Source organism: Bradyrhizobium sp. LTSP857 (genome assembly GCF_000938285.1).
Classification (GTDB): domain Bacteria; phylum Pseudomonadota; class Alphaproteobacteria; order Rhizobiales; family Xanthobacteraceae; genus Bradyrhizobium.
In genome coordinates this window covers 32234-51809 of sequence record NZ_JYMS01000016.1, presented here as the reverse complement: position 1 = coordinate 51809, position 19576 = coordinate 32234, and the positions used below count along the sequence as shown (strand labels likewise).

The following is a 19576-nucleotide window of genomic DNA, read 5'->3' as shown; positions in this document are numbered from 1 at the left end:
ATGACGGCGCAGCGCAAGGCCATCGCGATCCTGGTCGCGCTGGCGTCTGCCTGTGTCGTGACGGCGAGCCGCGCCGACGAGATTACGCTCTATTCGACCAGGGAGGCTAACCTGGTCGAGCCTGCGATCGCGGCGTTCACGAAAGACAGCGGCATCAAGGTCAAGGTGGTCTTCATCGAAGACAGCCTCGTCAAGCGCCTCGCATCGGAAGGCGAGGCGTCGCCTGCCGATGTTCTGATGACGATAGGGCTCGACAAGACCAGCCAGCTCGCCGGTCGGGGCTTTACCCAGGCCTTCGCATCGCCGCTGCTTGATCAGGCCGTTCCGCCGAACTTGCGCAACGGCAGCGCGCAATGGCTTGCGCTGACCGTCCGCCCGCGCGTCGTGATGGCGCGCCAGGACAGCGCGCTCGCCGCGATCGATTATGAAGACCTCACCGATCCGAAATGGCGTGGCAAGCTCTGCATGCGCGCGGGCCTGCATCAGAACAATGTCGCGCTGGTCGCGGCCTATCTCGTCCATCACGGCGAGGCCGCAACGGAGACTTGGCTCGCCGGCCTGAAGGCCAATCTTGCGCACAAGCCGGCGGGCAAGGACAACGACGTGATCCGCCAGATCGCGCAAGGAGCGTGCGAGATCGGGATTGGTAACATCGTCGCGCTGGCCCAATTGCGTGACGGACGGGAAGGCGCCGACTGGCGCGCCTGGGCCACGGCGGTCAAGGCAGTCCCGACGGTCTTCAAGGGTGGTGGCACACATGCCAATCTCACCGGCGCAGCCATGGCGAAGCGCGCGCCGCATCCGGCGGCCGCGCAAAAACTCCTCGAATTCCTGGTCACGCCGGCTGCGCAGCGGATCTTTGCTGATGCCGAGCTTGAATATCCTGTGCTCGCCACGGCAGAGCGGGCTCCGATTCTCGCCGATATCGGCCCATTTACGCCGGATGCTATGCCGATCGATCAGGTCGCCGCGCAACAGCAGGCGGCGATCGCCCTCATCAAGAAGGTCGGCTTTGATGAGTAGGCTGGGGCACAAGATCAAGGCCGTTCTGCATCAGGTCCACTCCATTGCCGGCCTCGTGCTCGCATTGCTGCTGTCTCTGATCGCTCTCACGGGAACGATCATGAGTTTTGAGGATGAGATCCTCGACCATCTGAATGCCGGGATCATGCAGGTCGCGCCGCGAACGACACCGGCACTGATGCCGGACGAGCTGGTCGCACGGCTGAAGGCCGGCAAGGTCTCCGCCGTCACGCTTTCGAGCGATCCGTCCGCGGCCGTGCATGTTCGCTTCGGTCGCGACGAGCAGGGCGCACGGCCGTCCTCGCTCTATATCGATCCCTACGACGCGCATGTGCTCGGCACGCCGCGAGGCGAGGAGTTTTTTGCGACCGTGCGCAGGCTGCATCGCTGGCTGCTCATTCCCGGCGATGCAAAGGGCTGGGGCCGCCAGATTACCGGTGTTGCCGCGCTCGGCCTGATCGTCATGCTGATCTCGGGCCTCGTGCTGCGCTGGCCGCGCCGCGCAAGCAGCGTGAAGATGTGGCTGAAGCCGAATCTCGGGCTCAGCGGGCGCGGGCTGCATCGCTCTCTGCACGCAGTCCTCGGCACCTGGGTGCTGCCGATCTATCTGGTGATGACGCTGACCGGGCTCTGGTATTCGTTCGACTGGTACAAGGACGGCGTCGTCTGGCTGCTGTCGCGTCCACAGGTGGGCGTAGCGAAGATGCAGCCCAAGGCGCCGCGCGCGGCCGGCGGCCGCGAGACGGTTCAGCCGATCGGATTCGATCGCGCGTGGTCAACCCTCCTGCACGAAGAGGGCAGCCGTTTCTCCCGAGCCTTGCTGACGCTGCCGGCCGGTCCGGGCACGGTGATCCGGATCCGGTCGTGGGGGAAAGACAGCACGCTCGATACCACGCGCGACGAATTCCGCATTGACGCCGTCACCGGTCAGGTGGTCTCTGCGGAGCGCTACGCCGACAAGTCGCTCGGCGAGAAGATCATCGCAAACCTGCTCGATATCCACCGTGGCGCGATCCTTGGCTGGCCCGGCAAGCTTGCGTTCATGATCGCGGCGATGCTGATGCCGCTGTTCGCCGTCACCGGCGTGCTGTTGTACCTGTCGCGCCGCAAACTGCAGCCATCACGCCAGCGCGCACTGCTCAGTGATAATGCCGCCGATCGCGCGGGCGAACGGCAGGTTGCAGCCCTCGGCGATACCAAGGGCGAGCTCGACGGCATTGAGCTGCGGCAGGTCCGCTAGATCGCCTGCGTGGCGCAGCGATTTGCGCTCGCCCAGCCTGATCGGCAGGGCGGCGTAACCGAGGCCGGCCTTGACCGCACCGACCAGCGCGGAGAGGCTTCGCGCTTCGCAGGCGATGGTCCATTCCCGTCCCATCAGGTGCAGGCTGCGCAGCGCCTCGTCGCGATAGGCGCAGCCGTCTGCAAATGCCACCAGCGGAACGGCATCGTTGGATTGGTGTGACGTGGCGATCTTGCCGAACCACGCCATCGGCTCGAACGTGATCGCAGCGTCTGCGGCGTTCGACGGTGCGCGCTTGAAGGCGAGATCGAGCCGGCCGTGATCGATGTCCTCGGCGAGCCGTGCCGATAAATCGGTGCGCACGGATAGCCGTGCCCTGGGGAAGCGCGACCGGATATCGCCGAAAGCCGACGCGAAATCGCGCTCGAGAAAGTCCGCAGGCATGCCGAGCCTGATCCGCTCATCCGAGGTCGGGAAGCAGGTCGCGGCCACGGGCTGAGCCGCAATGCAGCGGGGCGGCTAGCCAAGGCCGCCGCAATCGTTCAAAAGCCATGGCCTGTCCTCGTCTAGGTTCATGCCATGAAGCTTCCGACCGTTACCCCCGCCGATATCCGCCGCGCGCTGCTGTTGCGTGAGGAGATCGCGCTGCTCGATCTCAGATATGAGGCGGCCTTTGCTACCGGACATCCGCTGTTCGCGGCCAACATGGCCGCGAACCGGATCGCGATCGAGGCCGAGGTGAGGCTGCCGCGCAAGGACGTGCCGGTCGTGCTCTATGATGACGGCGAAGGGCTGGTCGTGGCCGGCGCCGAACACTTTGCGACGCTCGGCTACTCCAATGTCCGCGCGCTCGACGGCGGGCTGAAGGCCTGGCGCGCGGCCGGCTATGAGGTGTTCGAGGACGTCAATTCCTATTCAAAAGCGTTCGGCGAGATGGTCGAAGCGCGCCGCCACACACCCTCGCTCAGCGCTGACGAAGTGGCAAAGCTGATCGCGGACAAGGCCAACATCGCCATCCTCGACGTTCGCCGCTTCGATGAATATGCGACCATGAACATCCCGGGCTCGGTCAGCGTGCCCGGTGCGGAGCTGGTGCTGCGGGCAGGGCAGGCCGCGCCCGATCCCGACACCACCATCATTGTCAATTGCGCCGGCCGCACGCGCTCGATCATCGGCACCCAGTCGCTGATCAACGCCGGCGTGCCCAACAAGGTGCGGGCGCTGCGCAACGGCACGATCGGCTGGACGCTGGCGCGGCACGCGCTCGATCACGGCGCCGAGCGGCGCGGCGCGATCGGACCGTTCGAAGGCGGTCCGGCCAATGCTCGCGACGTCGCCTATCGCGCCGGCGTCCGCCATATCGGCGCCAACGAGATGTCGGCACTTGTGGCGCAGACCGATCGCACGCTCTATCGCTTCGACGTGCGCGACGCGGAGGAACATGCCGCCGGTCATCTCCCGGGCTTCCGCCACTATCCCGGCGGCCAGCTCGTCCAGGAGACCGATATGGCAGCACCTGTGCGCGGCGCGCGCATTGTCCTGAGCGACGACAAGGGCGTGCGCGCCGACATGACGGCATCATGGCTCGCGCAGATGGACTGGGAGGTCTATGTGCTGGAAGGCGGTTATGACGGCACGCGCGAGGTCAGCCCGCCGCTTGTCCTGCCGAAGCCCGATCCGGCCCACCGCTACCGCCGTCCCTATGAGGGCACCAATGTCGACGACCGCGCGATGCAGGCCTATCTCGACTGGGAATACGGCCTCGTCGACCAGCTCCGCCACGACGGCACGCACGGGTTCTATGTGATCTGAGTGCGGTGGCGTTAGTGCACCGGAGTTGTACGGAGCGGTCGGGTCGGGCCTTGCCACGCCGCACGAATGGTGGTCGATTTTAACCCGAATCAGTTTGCGTTCTGCCCAGATATCCTGGGTCCCCGGGATCCCGCCGCGACGGACGCAAATGGCTCAAGACGCCGACACGATCGAACGACCAGTTTTGGCGCAGGGCGCCGCCGCAAGCGCCGCGTTTCTGCGCAGCCTGCCGGCGCCGGGACCATCGATGGGGTCTGCCGCCTACGCCGCCCAACGCGAGCGCGCACTCGCCTTCGATCCGCGGCGGCGTGCCAACTACGAAAAATACCTGCGCGCGCGGACTGATCGCAGCATCGTCGACTTTTTGCCGATCAAGCTCGACATCGAGAATGTCAGCCGCTGCAATTTCCGTTGCACGATGTGCCAGGTCAGCGATTGGCACAAAGGCCAGCGCGCCGGCGACATGTCGCTCGAAAGTTTCAAGGTGCTGCTCGACCAGCAATACGGGCTGATCGAAATCAAGCTCCAGGGCATGGGCGAACCCCTGATGCAGGGCGATGCCTATCTCGCCATGCTGCGCCACGCACGCGAGCGCGAGATCTGGGTCCGAACCACCACCAATGCCTCGCTGCTGCATCTCCGCGAAAACTATCGCCGGCTGATCGACGCCGATCCGAACGAAGTGCAGATCTCGATCGACGGCGCCGACGAAGCGACGTTCGAAGGCATCCGGCGCGGCTCGGTGTTTTCTCGGGTCATCGCCAATTGCAAGCTGATCAACGCCTATTCCCGCCAAATCGGCGTTGATCGCACCAAGATGTGGGTGGTGGTGCAGCAGTCCAACCGGCATCAACTGCCTGCTTTCGTCGAGCTCGCCGCCGAAGCCGGCTTCACCAGCCTCGCCTTCTCGCTCGACCTCACCAATTGGGGTCAGGACAAATGGGGTGAGGCGCTACGCGACATCGTCGCCGAGGGTGCCTTCACCGAGGAGCTCTGCGACCGGTTGATGGCGCGGGGGCGTGAGCTCGGGGTGCGCGTGGCGTTCTGGAACGTCACCGACAAATATAATTGGCGCCAGACTGACAAGCTCTGCCCCTGGCCGTTCGAGCGGCTCTATGTCTCCTCCGACATGCGTGTCGTACCCTGCTGCACCATCGCCAATCCCGAGGTTGTCGATCTCGGCAATGCCGAGGATCTCGTCGCGATCTGGCACGGCGAGGCCTACGAGACCTTTCGCAGGGATCACCGCGAGGGCCGCATTCCCGAAGTGTGCAAAGGTTGCTATCGCGACGACGATCGCGCTTAAGTGCCGTCGATCTCACGGCCGTAACGATCGATCAGCGCGCCGATCTCCGATGGCCGGTAGCCGTAGCGCGCGATCGCGTGCGCGCTCGAGAGCGTGAACGATGCGTTGGTCGGGGCGATCTCTTCGATTTTGGCCGATGTGCCGAGCGCTAACGCAAGGCGTTCAATGGTCTCGCGCACCGTCAGCGATCCCGCCGCGCCGAGCACCGCGGCGTCGAAGCCGCCCCAGGCCTCATGCGTCAACACGGTCGCGACGAGCGCGGCCACGTCGTCGATGTGGGCAGCGTTGTTGAAGGGGCGGTCGAGATGGAAGGCGCGCACCGGTTCGCCGGCGCGGAGCCGCGCCGCCACGCTTGCGAGCCAATGCCGATGTGCCCGCGGACCGATGATCCCCGGCAGGCGCAGCGCCAGCGATGAAAAGGCGCCGGCGAGCTCGACGAGCCGATGCTCTACGATGAGCTTGGTTGTGCCATAGGCGTCGGGATCACGCACGGGCGTGGCCTCGTCGACGACGTCCTGCTCGATTTGGCCGTAGTAGGACAGCGACGAGAAGAAGATGAAACGGTTCGTCCGCCAGCGGCGAGCCGCCTCGATCAGCGCAAGGGTCGCATTGATGTTGTCGTGAACCAGCGTTGCGACATCGACGCCCGGGACCGGTGACGTTGCGGCCGTATGCACGACGGCATCGAACGGGCCGGCGAGCTTGCCGGCGTCGATGAGATCGGTCCGGACCAGGTCAAGCCGCGGCGCCTCGCGCAGCGATGCCAGAAAATCCGTATCGCGGCGATAGGTGCCGACGACGTCGTGTCCGCCGCTCGCGAGCCGGCGCGCCACCGCGCTGCCCGAGAAGCCGGAGACGCCGGTCACGAGCACGCGCATCGTCTGCCCTCAGCCGATCGTGGCCAGGATCCGCTCGGGCGATAGGCCGTGCGCCGCGAGCAGATCGTTGGTCGAGCCGTAATTGTGGATGAAGGCGTCTTGCAGCGTGAATGTATCGAGCCGGCAGGTGGCGCGGACATCCCATGCGATCTGCTTCACTTGCGATGCGAGCCCGCCCTGCGGCGCGTGCTCCTCGATCACGACGACATGCGGGTGCTGCCGCAGAGCCTCGGAGATGCCGCCGCGGTCAAGCGGCTTCAGCGTATGCGCCGAGACCAGCGAGACCGAGCGGCCCTGGGCCGCGAGCTTGTCGGCGATATCAGTCGCCATGGCCGTGATCACGCCATAGGTGAGGATGCAGACATCGCTGCCGCGCCTGAGGTAGCGCAGCTTGCCGAACTGCCAGGGCTCGGCTTGCGCCGTCAGCACGGGCTCGCCGGCCTTGCCGATGCGCAAATACACCGGCCCGTTCTTCTGCCGCGCGCACCAGCGTGTGGCCTCGATGCATTCGAGGGGATCGCAGGGCGCTAGCACCTGCATGTTGGGCAGCGCCGACGCAATCGCGATGTCTTCCTGGGTATGGTGCGTGCCGCCCAGCGTCGAATAGATGACGCCTGCGCCCATGCCGACCACGGTCACAGGAAGGTTCTGGTAGCAGAGATCGTCGCGGATCATCTCGAACGGACGATAGAGGCTGAAGGTCGCGATGGTGTAGGCGAAAGGCTGGCAGCCCTTCAGCGCGAGCCCCGCGGCGATACCGATCATGCTCTGCTCGGCGACGCCGACATTGATGAAGCGTTCGGGATATTCGCTGGAGAATTTTGCCATGCTGCCGGCCGGCGAGATGTCGGCGACGACGATGTAGACGTCCGGGTTGGCGGTCGCCTCCGCGTACAGCGTCTCGGAAAAGGTGTTTCTCACGCCTGCGTCTCCAGCTCGCGGATGGCCTGAGCATACTCGTCCTTGTTCGGCGAACGGTAGTGCCAGATCGAGGCGTTCTCCATGTAGCTGACGCCCTTGCCCTTGGTGGTGCGCGCCACCACCATCAGCGGCCGATCGCCCTTGCGCGACGAGACCGCGCGAAAAATCGCCGCGGGATCATGGCCGTCGATCTCAGCGGTCTCCCAGCCGAAGGCCTCGAACTTGGCACCGAGCGGGTAAAGCGAGGGATGCGTTTCGGACGTGCGTCCGAGACTCTGGAAGTCGTTGTTGTCGATGAAGGCGACGATGTTTGTCAATTTCAGTGACGACGCCATCAGCACGGCTTCCCAGGTCGATCCCTCCTGGGTCTCGCCGTCGCTGAGTACGGTATAGATCATCCCGTCGCGGCGCTTGCCGCGTTCGGCGAGCGCCATGCCCACCACCATCGACAGACCGTGGCCCAGCGAGCCGGTCGAGGCCTCGATGCCGGGATTGCCATAGTCCGGATGGACGCCGAGGCGGCCATGCGGCGTGCAATAGGCGTCGAGATCAGCCCGCGTGAGCACGCCGAGATCCTCCAGCACGACATACTGGATCATGCAGCCATGGCCCTTCGACATCAGGAAGGTGTCGGGCGATGACAGCCCGGGCTCGCGCATCAGGCCGTTGTAGATGCCGTCGACGATCTCGGTGCAGGAGTAGGCGCCGCCGATGTGCAGGGCCGAGACGCGCTGCGAGATGTCGAGGATTCGCCTGCGATAGCGCTGGCAGCGCGATTTTGCTGCCTTTGCGTCGAAGCTCGTTGAGCTCATGAAAGCTTCCTCGTCCTACTCGATGATCGTCCAGAAGTAATCGCCGGTATAACCGGCTTTTTGGAACAGCGCGATCCAGCCTTGCGGATAATCGTGGAAGCGGGCGGTGAGAACCCATTCCTCGAAAATCGCCTTCTGCTCCGGCGTGCGATAGGAATCGACCTGCACGAAGGCGCGTCCGCCCGACACGCGCTGGATTTCCTTCAGCGCCTGGAGGCAGCCGTCGCGGTCGAGATTGTGGATGGTGTTGAGCGAGATCGCAGCCTTGAAGCTGTTGTCGGGAAACGGCAGCTCCAGCGCATTGCCGAGATGCAGGCGCCCGATCGTCTCCACCTCGCAACGCATCAGCGCGTAGCGGGAGACATCGAGACCGAACGCCTCGAGCCCCTCGCAGGCGATCATGAAGTCCTTGACTAGAAAGCCCTTGGCGCAGCCGACATCGAGCACGCGGTCACCGGGCTTCAGGGAGAAGTGCTGGATGAAATCCTGCGCCACCGGCACCCAGCGGCCGTCATAGCGGTAGCCGCCATAGCCATATTCGCGCGGGCCATCGAAATAGGCCTCGCCATATTCGCGGGAGATGCGGATATGCTCCTCGGTCTTGGCGGTGGCGCGCGCGGAAAGGTTCCGCTTGCCGCGCGGCAGTTTGGAGAGGAGGTTCACTTCGGCCATAGGAATCGTCCGATCAACAAATGATGCTCTTCACGTCGCTCGCGCACCGAGCGTGCGATAATCGAGCCCGGCCGCGTGCGCGGCGGAGGCATCGAGCACGCGGTAAGGGTCGAGGACAAGTCGCCCGCGCATGATACGCGCAAGATCCGCAGGCGCGATCTCCCGGAACCCCGGCCAGGGCGTCATGATTGCGAGCGCGTCAACGTCGCGCGCGGCGTCGATCGCGCTCGATGCGGCCGTCAGGTTCGGATACGTCGCGGCCGATGCCGGCACCGCCGGGTCGAATGCACGCACCGGCCATGCCTGGAGCTGCGCGATCAGCGCCAGCGCCGGCGAATTCTTCACCGAATGCGTGTTCTCCTTGTAGGCGAGGCCGAGCACGCCGATCTGCGCCTGCGGCGTCCTTGCCAGCAATGCTTCGTGCAGCTCGCGCAGCGCCCAGTTCTTGCGATGCGCGCTGTTGGTAACGATGGCGTGGATCATGCTGGCATCGGTGCCATGCTGTTCCGACAGCCGCATCACGGTAGCAAGGTCGCGCTCGATATTGCCACCGGCGAGCCCAAGCCCCGGCGCGAGATAAGCATACGGGCCAATGCGCGCGTCGAGCTTCAACGCGGGCGCGATCTCCGACCAGTCGGCGCCGACACGCTCGCAGAGCTCGGCGAGCGTGTTGGCCGTGGTGACGGACGCCGCCAGCGCGCAGTTGATGGAGATTTTTGCAAGCTCGGCGCTCTCCAGCCGCATCGGTAGCAGCGGGCAGCCGAAAGCCTCGAGGAAGCCCCGCCAAGCGGCCGGCAATGGCGCGTCCGGATCGAGGCAACCCAGGATGAAGCGTTCAGGTTTCGCCGCGCGCTCGACGGCGCGACCAAACACCAGCGTCTCGACTTGGTAGAGAATGGTGCGGCCGGGTCGCTGCCGTGCGCGGGTGAAGCCCGGCGGCACTTGGCTCAGGACCACGATGGTCGCATCGTCGTGCGTATTGGCGAGCACGATGTCGAGCAGGCTGTCGATGCCGCTGAGATCGCTGACGCCGGCGCCGTCGGTCGGCACGTCCGGTGCGACATAGACCAGGTCGCAGTCGCGCAAACTTGCTGCTTTCGGAGAGAAAGTGATGCGATCGCGATGCGAGCGCAGGAGGTCGCCGAGGCCGGGTTCGCGCACCGGCAGGTCGCCCGCCACGATACGCCCGATCAGGTGCGCATCGGCATCGAAGCCGAGCGTTGCAAAACCCTTGGCTGCTGCGGCGATTGCCGAGCAGAGGCCGAGATGGGTCATTCCGGCATAGCCGACTCGGGGCAGGGTCATGCGCCGCTCCGAGCCTGTGCCTCGTGGCCAAGTCGCGCCAGGGCACGGTGCAGCCAGAGATCATTCGAGAGATCGGTCTGCGTGCGTGTTCCGCACAGTTGCTTAAAATGGGCATATTCGAGCGCCCAGGTCGGATCGTCCTGCACCAGGATCTCGCTGACCTCCGGCGGACGGCCGCTCGGCAGCACCCGGGTGCGGTGAACGAAGCTGCTCGGACCCCATTTGCACAGGGACTCGATGTGGGCGGAGCCGTGTTCGGCGAAGACGTCGCAGGTGAAATGATTGCGCCAGGACAACAGCGTCATCTCGAGCTCGATCTGCGGGCGCCCCTCCGCGGTGATCACCACGTGGTCCGGCGCGCGGTTCTCGAACCGCTCCGCCGAGACGATGCGGAAAGTGTCAGCGATCTCGCCGAACCAGAACCGCGCGGTGTCGAGCAGATGCGAGCCGAGATCGCCGAGCACACCGTCGCCAGCGTCGCGCCAGGCTGAATTACGTACCAGCCGCGCGGTGCCGTTGCCGTAAAACATCCGGCAGCGATAGATGGTGCCGAGCTGCCCCGATCGCAGCAATTCGCGCATCCGCACGAAATGCGGCTCGAAGCGGTGATTGTAGGCGGTGACGCAAAGTGCGCCGGTGCGGCGGGCGAGCGCTTCGAGCGCGCGGAGGTCGTGCTCGCCGTCTGCAAACAGTGGCTTTTCCACCAGCACATGCTTGCCACGCTCCAGCAGATAGCGCAGCAGCTCGATCTTGGGCTGATCCGGCGTGCAGACGATGGCGGCGTCGAAGCGGTCCGCAGGCACGTCTTCGAGGCGGCGCCAGTTCGCTTCCGGCGCGACGGGATCGACGATGCCAATTGCGTCTTCGCCTGCGACCTTGAAGCGCTTGTGGCCCTGAACTCCGTAGCCGACGACGATGACCTTCATCGCGCCCTCAACGGTACTGCGCCTGTCGCTCGAGACGGTCGATCTTGTCGAGAATATCGTTCGGCTCGGTCGGAACGTTGCCCTGGTGCCCGCAGGCGACCGCGGCGGAGAGCGAGCCGAGGACGGCGGCGACGACCGCATTGTTGGTGAGAAACATCGCCGGTGCCGCATAGGCGAGCAGCGCATCGCCGGAGCCGACGGCATCGACGACGTTGTCGGCAAAGCTGTCGATGGCGAAAAAGGAGCGGACGTCCTCGTCGCTCTTCGGCTCGCCGCGGAACGCCATCAGGCCGCGCGGCCCGAGCTTGAGCATCAGCGTCTTGCAGTGCGCCTGGCGGTACAGCTCGGTGCCGAGCGGGCGCACCACCGAATCCTGATCGCCGAGCGCGAATCGCGCCTCGCGCTCATTCGGCGTGATCAGGTCGAAACCCTGGAACTCGAGGATGTTGCCCCAGCGGCTCGCGACCTGCGAATCGGCGACCCGGAATGCGGTCTTCGGGATCGCCTTGACCAGATGCGGAATAGTTTCGCGGTTGAAGATGCCGTGGCGGAAATCGGTGAACACGACAATGTCAGCGGGCACGGACGCGATTCGGTCGACCAGCGTGCGGAGGATGCGCTCGGCGATCGGTCGGTTGTCGACGCGGTCGACCTTGAGCAAGTGATGGCCCGCGGCGACGATGACGTCCTTGTTGGTCGTCGGCCGGTTCGGATCGACGATCGCGTGGAAATCGATGTCAGTGCCGCCGAGGTCGTGCTTGACGAATTCGCCAGTTGCATCGTCGCCGAGCACAGAGGAGAAGGTCACGCGTGTGCCGGCGCAGGCGAGATGTTTTGCGACGATACCGGCGCCGCCGACGAAGTCCTGTTTCTCCTCGAAGCGCACGCTCATGGTCGGCGTTTTGGTGCCGCCGCCGATCACGGCGCAGCGCGTATATGTGTCGACGATGGTGTCGCCGATCACGTGGACGCGCAGATCGTGAAAGCGGTCGAGCACGCCGCGCAAGCTGTTAAAGTCGAGATGCTCGGCATAGAGCAGCGTCAGCAGCTTTTCCGTCGCGATCGAAGGCGGCGCCGTCTCGATGATATGCGAAGACGAGAATACGATGTCACCTGGCGTGAAGATCAGCTCGCCGCCATAGGCCTCGACCGCTTCATTCTCCTCGGCCGTGCGCGGATGCAGCCCGGTTGCCGTGTATTCGTAACCCTTGGCGAAGATGTCGGGCTCGATCAGACGAATGTTGTCGATCGGCGTCGGCTTCGGGTCGATCATGACGTAGTCGACGGCCTCGAGCGCGGCGAGATTGAAGGCGCGGAGTTCCTGCGGAACGAAGGGCCGGAAATTCGCTTTCAGGATATGCGCGTCTGCCGTCAGGCTCGCGATCAGAATGTCGCCCTTGCTCTTGGCGTAGAGCAGATGGCGGACATGGCCGGGATGCACGACGTCGAACGTGCCATGGCACATGATGACCTTGCGCGTGCGGGGCCGGCGGCCGATCAGCGCGGCGATCTCGGCCGCACTCTTCAGCTTGTGGCTCACCATGCGATGGGTCGCATCGTCCATCATGCCGGCGCTCCCTTGGTCGCAAGAGCGTTGAACCACGCCGACGTCGCCGCGGCAATGGAGTCCGGGTTCCACAGCGGCGCATCGCGCCAATAGTCGATCGCGGCGAGGATGCGGCGGACGCCCTCCTCGAAGCTCACCTTCGGCTCCCAGCCGAGCTCGCGGCGGATTTTGGCGATATCCGCAAAGGTGCAGTCCGGCTCGCCCGGGCGCTTGGGGATGTGGATCACGGGGCCGCCGAGCAGCGCCACCAGCTGGTTGACCGATTGCGGATTTCCGGCACCGAGGTTCCAGATTTCGCCCGTGAGCTCGGTTTCGCCGGCGCGCAGGAATGCGTCGGCGACGTCGCTGGCATAGACGAAGTCGCGTGTCTGCGTGCCGTCGCCGACGACCGTGAAGGGCTGGCCGGCCAGCTTCTGCCGCAAGAACACGCCGAACACCGCGCCATAGGCGCCCGAGGTGCGCGAGCGCGTGCCATAGGCGTTGAAAATGCGGATGACATTGACCGGCAGCTTGTAGACGGCGTGCCAGTGCAGCACCGCCTGCTCGCCCTGGTATTTGCTCAGCGCGTACGGATATTGCGGCGAGATCGGATGATCCTCGCGGGTCGGCGTTGTGGCCAGCCCATAGCAGGAGGACGACGCCGCATAGACGAGCTTGCGCACATTGGCCTGCCGTGCGCATTCCAACACCTGCGCGGTGCCCTGCACGTTGACCTGCATGTAGTCGAGCGGCGCCTCGATCGAGGGCACGATGTCGCCGATGCCGGCGAAATGGAACACGCGGGCGACGTCGCGAAACAGCGCGCTGCCAGGCTGCACATCGCGGATGTCGCCACGCTCGAAGGCGAGATCGGAATTGGCGGCATGCGCAGCGAGATTGGCCTCGCTGCCGCCGACGAGATTGTCGATCACCCGCACCCGATAGCCCCGCGCCAGCAACAGCTCGACCGTGTGGCTGCCGATGAAGCCGGCGCCACCCGTCACCAGTGCGATCGGACGCGCGGTCATCTGGCCCCGAGCTTCTTCATGGTGCGGACGTTGTAATACCAGTCGTCGTCAAAGCTGTTCGGCAGGAGTTGGTTGACGAAAGCGCGGGTGAGGTCGCGCATGGCATCCTCGATCGTTCGCGCAGGCGCATAGCCGAGCACGCGGCGGATCTTGTCGGAATTGACGTGGTAGGAGCGATTGTCGTCCGACGGCGTGGTGACGATGCCGATCTCGCGACCGCCGCTCGCCTCGACGACGGATTTCACCATGGTGGCGAGGTCGGCGATCGCGTGGTTCTCGAAGCCGATGTTGAAGGTCTCGCCGTGAATCTTGTCGTGCGGCGCGCTCAGCATCAGCCGATAGGCGTCGACCATGTCCTCGATGTGGAGGTTCGGCCGCATCTGCTTGCCGCCGAACACGGTGATGACACCCTTGTTGACGGCGTGGTTGGTGAGGATGTTGACCGAGAGATCGAGCCGCGTGCGCGGGCTGTAGCCGCAGACCGTGGCCGGCCGCACCGTCACGCAGGTGAAATCGTCCGCCTTGTGCTTCCACAACAGCGGCTCGCACATGCCCTTGAACTTGTTGTAGAGCGTCAGCGGCACCAAAGGATGCTCTTCGGTCACGTTGGGCGCGTCGCTGACACCGTAGACCGAACTCGTGGAGCAATAGACGAAGCGCTTCACGCCCGCCTTGCGCGCCGCGACCACCATCGGCTCGAAGCAGTCGTAGTTGATGGTCTTGGAGAGGTTCTCGTCGAGCTCGAAGCTTGCATCGTTGGAGATGCAGGCGAGATGCAGCACGGCATCATGGCCCTTCAGCTGAGCTGCAAGCTTTGCGGTGTCGCGAATATCGCCCTTGACGACGCGCAGATTCGGATGGTTCGGCAGCCGGCAGCCGAAAAACAGAAGGTCGTAGACGGTGACGCTATGGCCGTCGGCGAGGAGGCGGGGGACCAGGACATGGCCGACATAGCCGGCGCCGCCGGTGACGAGGACGTTCTTGAGCATTGCAAACCGGTGTTGTTAACGATCGATACGGCCGACGACGCGTTTCCTGACCGGCTTGCGCGGCGACAGCTCGTAGCCTGCCGCGAGCGCATCGTTCCGGAACATCGCGACGGTCTCGCGCGAGTAGACGTCGAGGTCCTTGCCGACCAGATCGAACTTCTTCAGGAGGTCGGCGGACAGCGTGATGATGTGGCAGCCGATGGCATCGGCCTGGAACAGGTTGAGCAGTTCGCGCGGGCTGGCCCAGAGCAGTTGTGCCGTCGGGCGATCCGACAGGATCTCGATCGCCTCCGCCATCATCGCGACGGGGTCACGCCCGGTGTCGGCGATGCGCCCGGCGAACACCGAGACGATCGACGGTGTGTCGGGATCGAGGACGTCGCGGACGCGCTCGACCTGGCTCAGGGTGAGAATGGCAGTGACATTGACCTTCACGCCGTCGCGCGCGAGCTGCGCGATGGCCGGGCCGCAGAATTCGCCGCGGGTGGTGGTCACCGGCAGCTTGACGTAGACGTTCGGGCCCCAGGAAGCGATCTCGCGTGCTTCGTGGGCGATGGTGGCGAGGTCGTCGCCCAGCACCTCGAAGCAGATCGGCCGGTCGCGCACCATGCTCAGCGCCGCGCGGCCGAACGTGCGATAGTCACTGACGCCTGCCGCGCGCATCAGCGAGGGGTTGGTCGTAAAGCCCTTGATTCGCGGATCGAGCGACGTGCGCTGGATCGTTGCGAGATCGGCGCCGTCGCCAAAGATCTTGATATTGAGCGCGTCAATGCTCGGTGCGTTCATGTTGCGTAAGCCCCTTCAGCCCGTCGCCTGCTGGATCGTTCCACGGATGTGGTCCAGCCCGGCCAAGTCAAACCCATCTGCTGTCGCGCCGGATGTCCGACGCGAAGAAGACGACTCACGCACTACGCCAAGCTACTCCGCCCGGAGTCCGCATGCCAGCGCCTCACCATTTGGTGGCGCTGCGCTGCAACTTCGGATGCGAGACCAGGCAATGCCAGACCACTGCCTGGAACGCTTCGGCATGCGGCGTGACACGCTGCTCTGCCGCGGTTGGAATCACGACGACGACGTCGCCGGCCTGTTTCGTATAGCCGCCGTCGCGCCCGACGATGCCGAGCACGCGGGCGTCCCGCGCCTTCGCCTCCTTCACCGCCGCGACGATGTTGGGGCTGACATTGCGTTCGAGGTTGCCGCCGCCGACCGAGAGAACCAAAATTGCGTCGCGCGGCCCGATCCGGCTGACCCTCAGCCATTCGACGAACACGCTCGGCCAGCCCTCGTCATTGGTGCGCGCAGAGAGTTCGGAGACGTTGTCGGTCGGCGCGTAGGTCTCGATGCCGCACAGCTTTCGGAAGTCGTTGACGGCGTGGCTCGCATTGGCGGCACTGCCCCCGACGCCGAGGATGAACAGCCGGCCGCCGCGCTCGCGCAAGCCTACCAGCTCGTCGCAGAGCGCCTCGATCTCGCCTGCCGGCAAGGCCTGCGCGATATCGCAGACTTCCCGCAGGTATTGGGCGACGTGTTCCACCTTCGCAACCGGCCTCGTTTGTGCTTCGTCGAGCCCGGTTCGCGGGCCAGCCGGCGAATCACCGTTGACCTGATTATCCCGCCGCGAATCCCGACGCACGGCCGCAACCTGCGCCACCGTAGTCTTACGTGTGTCCGCGTGTTGCTGCTCCATGTCCGTGTTCTGAGTCGATTCGAGGCCGCCGACGATAGGTCCGAGGTAGTTATCAACAGGTCCTGCGCTGCCGCGGCTCCCGCAATGCGATAATCCGTTCCGGTTACCGCAGAAGCTGGTCTTGACCGGTGGCTCGCTTAAGCTGACACGCGTTGATTCCACCACGGGGAACTGGGATTCCCCGCTAACCATCGGATTGTCATGAGCCGCGATCGTGCAGACAGCGTCCCCGCGGAGCCCGCGACCGGTATCACGCCGCTCGCCCACGAGCCCTGGGTCGAGATCGCCGATGGTGCCGCGCTCGCGAACTGGTCGGCGGAGGACGAGATCCGCTACAACCAGCAGAACCGGCAGGGCGAAAAGCTGAGGTTCTTCCGTCAGGTGTTCGATTTCCTGAAGGAGAACGAGATCGCCGGCGACTATCACGAATATGGCTGCCACCGCGCGCGGACCTTCCGCATGGCGCTGACGGAGGCACGGCGCAAGAATCTCAACGACATGGAATTCTGGGCGTTCGACAGCTTTGCCGGGCTGCCCGCGCCGGAAACCGAGACCAGTGTCGGCAAGTGGACGCAAGGTGCGCTCGCGACCTCGGAGCAGGAGTTTCTGCGGCTGATCGGCGAGCACGGCATCTACACCGGGCAGGTGCGTACGGTGAAGGGCCTCTACGGCAACTCGCTGACCTCCGAGCTGAAACAGCAGTTCGCAAGCCGCGGGCGCAAGATCGCACTCGCCACCATCGACTGTGATCTCTACGAATCCGCCATTCCGGTGTTCGATTTCATCGAGCCGCTGCTTCAGGCCGGATCGGTGCTCTATATCGACGATCTCTTCGTCGGCAATCGTGGCAATCCCGCGCGCGGGCTGGCGCGGGCCTTTGTCGAATACCGCCAGCGGTCACACTGGCGCTTCGTTCGCCATCTCGACATCGGCTGGTGGGGACGGTCCTACATCGCATCCGAGACCGAGACGGATCTGATCTGAGCTGCCTTACGGGGCGAACAAGCTTGCGATGGCGCCCGGCGCTTCAGGGTCTGGCGCGCGCAGCGTGTAGACGGGGCCGCGAAATCCCATCGCCGCGATTTTTCGCGCGATCTCGGCATCGTGCAGATAGGCCGCGATGACCAAGGCTGCCATGCCGGCAAGACGTTCTCTGCCCGGCGGCTCGATTGCTATCTTGCCTGCGGGTCCGTAGACGCAGCGTCCGGCGTAGGAGGCGGTGTCATCGAACATTGCGTCGAAACGCGTGCTGTCCTGGTAGAGGCCGAGCAGGGCCTGCGCATAGGCGTTGGCGCCATAGAGTGCGATGGGGCCGTTGATCGCAGCGAGACGCTGCGCTGCCCGCACGCGCCGTTCGGCTAACGCCGCCGCAAATTCCGAGGGCGAGATATCGGACGACGCGCGGGCTTCACGCGCGAGCGGCTTCACCGCACGCAGCAGGAAGCCCATGTCGTGTCCCTGCTTGATGTCGAAGACCTCTTCGATCGCAAACCCGGCGCGTGCGAGGAGCCACTCCATCTCGGCGCGCCGGTAGTAGTGCACGTGCGGATAGTGGAAATCGACGATCGAATGGCGGCGCAAGATGTCGTCGGCGCTCGGCAGTTCGAGATAGGCGATGCCGTCGTCGGCGAGGCTTGCGCGAAGCGCGGCCAGGAACGGCGCGGGCTCCGGCACGTGCTCGATGACCTGGCGACACACCACGGCGTCGAAGCGGCGTCCGGCAATTGTAGGGGCCGGGAACATCGCGCGGTGCAGCGTCACGCCGGTGCCGGCAAAGCGTTCGGCACCGAGCGCGCGGCTGGGTTCGACCAGATCGACGCGCGCCGATCGGCGTGCCAGCGCCAGCGACAGCGCGCCGCCGCCGCCGCCGACCTCGAGCACGGCGGGCCTTTGCTTCAGATGCCGCATGATCAGCGCCGCGGTCTCGTCCACGGCCGCGATCATGCCCGCGCTCACCGGCTCGTTGGTCAGCACCAGCGCGCCATAGAGCTCATCGGCTGCGTCAGCGTCGAAGGCCCGGTTGGAGAGATGTCCGCACTTGGTGCATGTCGCAATGTCCAACTGGCCGAAGCCACTGGCGTGATCGGCGACGCCGGACGGCCGGACCGCGTGCATCGGGCTACGCGCCACCGACCACACCGTTACCGCATCGCCCGATCCGCAGACGACGCAGCGAAGCGGCGTGGCGGCGGGCTCGCTCATCTAGCGCCAGGCCTCGATCGGCACCGGATGGTCGCGGCCGCCTTCTGCAATCTGGCGCGCCATCACCATTGCCTGCTCGATACAGTCGTCGATGTCGAGCCCGTAGCGATAGCTGCCGGCGCGGCCGATCGAATAGACGTGGTCGGGCATCAGCGCGAAATATTTACGCGCGAGCTCCTGCTCGGACAAAAACGGCAGCGGATAGTGCTTGCCGTTGTGCGAGGGGATCTCCATGCCGACGAGGCTCGTCGGCGATTTGTGGTGGGTGAACTGCTTGTATTCGACGAGACGCGTGAACGCCTCGTCATTGGCGTAATAGAGGAAGTAGACGTGCTCGGGGAAGACGTGCTCGGTCGGCAGCACGATCTTGTGGAAGTCGCGGCCGATGAAGGCGAGCTCGCCATGGCAGCGACCGAACGGCTCGTCCGGCGAGATGGTCGAAATGATGACGTCATATGCGTGCTTCTCGCCGCCGAACCAGACTGCGCGCGCCGGCAAATCGTAGCGCTCGATGCGGGTCGACAGCAGCACGCGGGCGCCTTCGGTCGCGACGTCGAAATAGCGATTGTAGCCGTCCTCCGCGTGCGGATAGGCCGACCATGCCGTGTCCCACGCGGCGCGCGAGCCGCTCTTGATGGTGACGCCCTTCGGCGACCAGTTGAACGTGTCGATGCGCTTGTTGTCGTCGACCAGCCACATCTTCTTGTTGTACTTGTCGATCAGCTTGTCATAGAGCGTCTGGCCGACCGAGCCGACCCAATATTCCTCGAGGTTTTTTGCTTCCGCGACGCCGCGCGCCGACTGGCGCTCAGCGGCGATCTTGTCGCGGTCGGGCATCAGCGCGATGTCGTCCTCGTGGATCGGATAGTTGTAGAAGGCGTTGTCGCGCTCGACATAGGTGATGAACTGGTGGTCGGCGCAGGAACGCAGGGGAACGATCGCATCCATGTAATCGTATACGGCGCGGTTCTGGGTCAGGAAGTGGCGTGGGCCGAAGGTGTAGGGATGACCGCCGTACCAGAAGGTGCGCACGCCGGCGCCGAGGAACGGCGCGGCCTCCACAATCGTGACGTCCCATCCGCCCAGCTTGATGAGCTGATGCGTTGCGGCGCAGCCGGCGATGCCGCCGCCGATCACCAGAGCTGTCTTCATCCGTCCCGTCCAGTCCCCACACGAATCGGCAAGTCGCGCCGGTCCAAGTCATGCCGGTATCGGCGAACGGCCGGACC

Annotated in this window: 19 protein-coding genes; 5 read left to right on the top strand and 14 right to left on the bottom strand. The window is 65.0% G+C overall.

Going from position 1 to position 19576, the window contains the following annotated elements:
• On the top strand, nucleotides 1–1023 hold the full coding sequence (locus UP06_RS07915) for an extracellular solute-binding protein (RefSeq protein ID WP_045001896.1): 1023 nt from the start codon (nucleotides 1–3) through the stop codon (nucleotides 1021–1023).
• Nucleotides 1016–2263 (top strand): PepSY-associated TM helix domain-containing protein, encoded by a 1248-nt coding sequence (locus UP06_RS07910; protein ID WP_197087140.1) that lies wholly within the window; start codon nucleotides 1016–1018, stop codon nucleotides 2261–2263. The genes UP06_RS07915 and UP06_RS07910 overlap by 8 nt, the downstream gene beginning before the upstream one ends.
• On the opposite strand, the gene UP06_RS07905 is transcribed toward UP06_RS07910, so the two are convergent.
• On the bottom strand, nucleotides 2144–2755 hold the full coding sequence (locus UP06_RS07905) for a LysR substrate-binding domain-containing protein (protein WP_045001895.1): 612 nt from the start codon (nucleotides 2753–2755) through the stop codon (nucleotides 2144–2146). The two genes, UP06_RS07910 and UP06_RS07905, sit on opposite strands and share 120 nt — an antisense overlap.
• An 87-nt stretch (nucleotides 2756–2842) precedes the next feature.
• On the opposite strand from UP06_RS07905, the gene UP06_RS07900 reads away from it, so the two are divergent.
• Together UP06_RS07900 and UP06_RS07895 are read left to right on the top strand one after the other, a co-directional pair.
• On the top strand, nucleotides 2843–4075 hold the full coding sequence (locus UP06_RS07900) for a rhodanese-like domain-containing protein (RefSeq protein WP_045001893.1): 1233 nt from the start codon (nucleotides 2843–2845) through the stop codon (nucleotides 4073–4075).
• 148 nt (nucleotides 4076–4223) lie between these two features.
• Nucleotides 4224–5381 (top strand): radical SAM protein, encoded by a 1158-nt coding sequence (locus UP06_RS07895; RefSeq protein ID WP_045001891.1) that lies wholly within the window; start codon nucleotides 4224–4226, stop codon nucleotides 5379–5381.
• On the opposite strand, the gene UP06_RS07890 is transcribed toward UP06_RS07895, so the two are convergent.
• The 11 genes from UP06_RS07890 to UP06_RS07840 form a co-directional block, all read right to left on the bottom strand.
• Nucleotides 5378–6259 carry an NAD-dependent epimerase/dehydratase family protein gene (locus UP06_RS07890; protein ID WP_045001890.1) on the bottom strand — a complete coding sequence of 294 codons (882 nt, stop codon included), beginning with the start codon at nucleotides 6257–6259 and terminating at the stop codon, nucleotides 5378–5380. The two genes, UP06_RS07895 and UP06_RS07890, sit on opposite strands and share 4 nt — an antisense overlap.
• Before the next feature lie 9 nt (nucleotides 6260–6268).
• Complete coding sequence (locus UP06_RS07885) at nucleotides 6269–7180, bottom strand: transketolase family protein (RefSeq protein WP_045001889.1); 912 nt, start codon at nucleotides 7178–7180, stop codon at nucleotides 6269–6271.
• Complete coding sequence (locus UP06_RS07880) at nucleotides 7177–7992, bottom strand: transketolase (protein WP_045001887.1); 816 nt, start codon at nucleotides 7990–7992, stop codon at nucleotides 7177–7179. Before UP06_RS07880 ends, UP06_RS07885 begins: the two co-directional genes overlap by 4 nt.
• 15 nt (nucleotides 7993–8007) lie before the next feature.
• A complete protein-coding gene (locus tag UP06_RS07875; RefSeq protein WP_045001886.1) occupies nucleotides 8008–8664 on the bottom strand; it encodes a class I SAM-dependent methyltransferase in 657 nt (218 codons plus the stop codon).
• Between the two features lie 30 nt (nucleotides 8665–8694).
• Nucleotides 8695–9969 (bottom strand): nucleotide sugar dehydrogenase, encoded by a 1275-nt coding sequence (locus tag UP06_RS07870; protein WP_045001884.1) that lies wholly within the window; start codon nucleotides 9967–9969, stop codon nucleotides 8695–8697.
• Nucleotides 9966–10895, bottom strand: a complete 930-nt coding sequence (locus UP06_RS07865; RefSeq protein ID WP_045001882.1) for a Gfo/Idh/MocA family protein — start codon at nucleotides 10893–10895, stop codon at nucleotides 9966–9968. The genes UP06_RS07870 and UP06_RS07865 overlap by 4 nt, the downstream gene beginning before the upstream one ends.
• 7 nt (nucleotides 10896–10902) lie before the next feature.
• A complete protein-coding gene (locus tag UP06_RS07860) occupies nucleotides 10903–12462 on the bottom strand; it encodes a PfkB family carbohydrate kinase (protein WP_045001881.1) in 1560 nt (519 codons plus the stop codon).
• Nucleotides 12459–13469 carry an NAD-dependent epimerase/dehydratase family protein gene (locus UP06_RS07855; RefSeq protein WP_045001879.1) on the bottom strand — a complete coding sequence of 337 codons (1011 nt, stop codon included), beginning with the start codon at nucleotides 13467–13469 and terminating at the stop codon, nucleotides 12459–12461. The genes UP06_RS07860 and UP06_RS07855 overlap by 4 nt, the downstream gene beginning before the upstream one ends.
• Nucleotides 13466–14458, bottom strand: coding sequence for an NAD-dependent epimerase/dehydratase family protein (locus UP06_RS07850; protein ID WP_045001878.1), 993 nt, complete (start codon nucleotides 14456–14458; stop codon nucleotides 13466–13468). The genes UP06_RS07855 and UP06_RS07850 overlap by 4 nt, the downstream gene beginning before the upstream one ends.
• Before the next feature lie 15 nt (nucleotides 14459–14473).
• Nucleotides 14474–15244 carry a transaldolase gene (locus UP06_RS07845; protein ID WP_045001877.1) on the bottom strand — a complete coding sequence of 257 codons (771 nt, stop codon included), beginning with the start codon at nucleotides 15242–15244 and terminating at the stop codon, nucleotides 14474–14476.
• 163 nt (nucleotides 15245–15407) lie between these two features.
• On the bottom strand, nucleotides 15408–15992 hold the full coding sequence (locus tag UP06_RS07840; protein ID WP_045001963.1) for an SIS domain-containing protein: 585 nt from the start codon (nucleotides 15990–15992) through the stop codon (nucleotides 15408–15410).
• A 354-nt stretch (nucleotides 15993–16346) separates the two neighbouring features.
• Here UP06_RS07840 and UP06_RS07835 point away from each other — a divergent pair, with 354 nt between their 5' ends.
• Entirely contained in the window at nucleotides 16347–17129 is a 783-nt protein-coding gene (locus UP06_RS07835; protein ID WP_045001876.1) for a TylF/MycF/NovP-related O-methyltransferase, read from the top strand.
• A gap of 6 nt (nucleotides 17130–17135) precedes the next feature.
• On the opposite strand, the gene UP06_RS07830 is transcribed toward UP06_RS07835, so the two are convergent.
• Nucleotides 17136–18347 carry a class I SAM-dependent methyltransferase gene (locus UP06_RS07830; RefSeq protein ID WP_045001874.1) on the bottom strand — a complete coding sequence of 404 codons (1212 nt, stop codon included), beginning with the start codon at nucleotides 18345–18347 and terminating at the stop codon, nucleotides 17136–17138.
• Entirely contained in the window at nucleotides 18348–19499 is a 1152-nt protein-coding gene (locus UP06_RS07825; RefSeq protein ID WP_045001873.1) for a UDP-galactopyranose mutase, read from the bottom strand. It abuts the gene before it with no gap.
• Nucleotides 19500–19576: the final 77 nt, after the last annotated feature.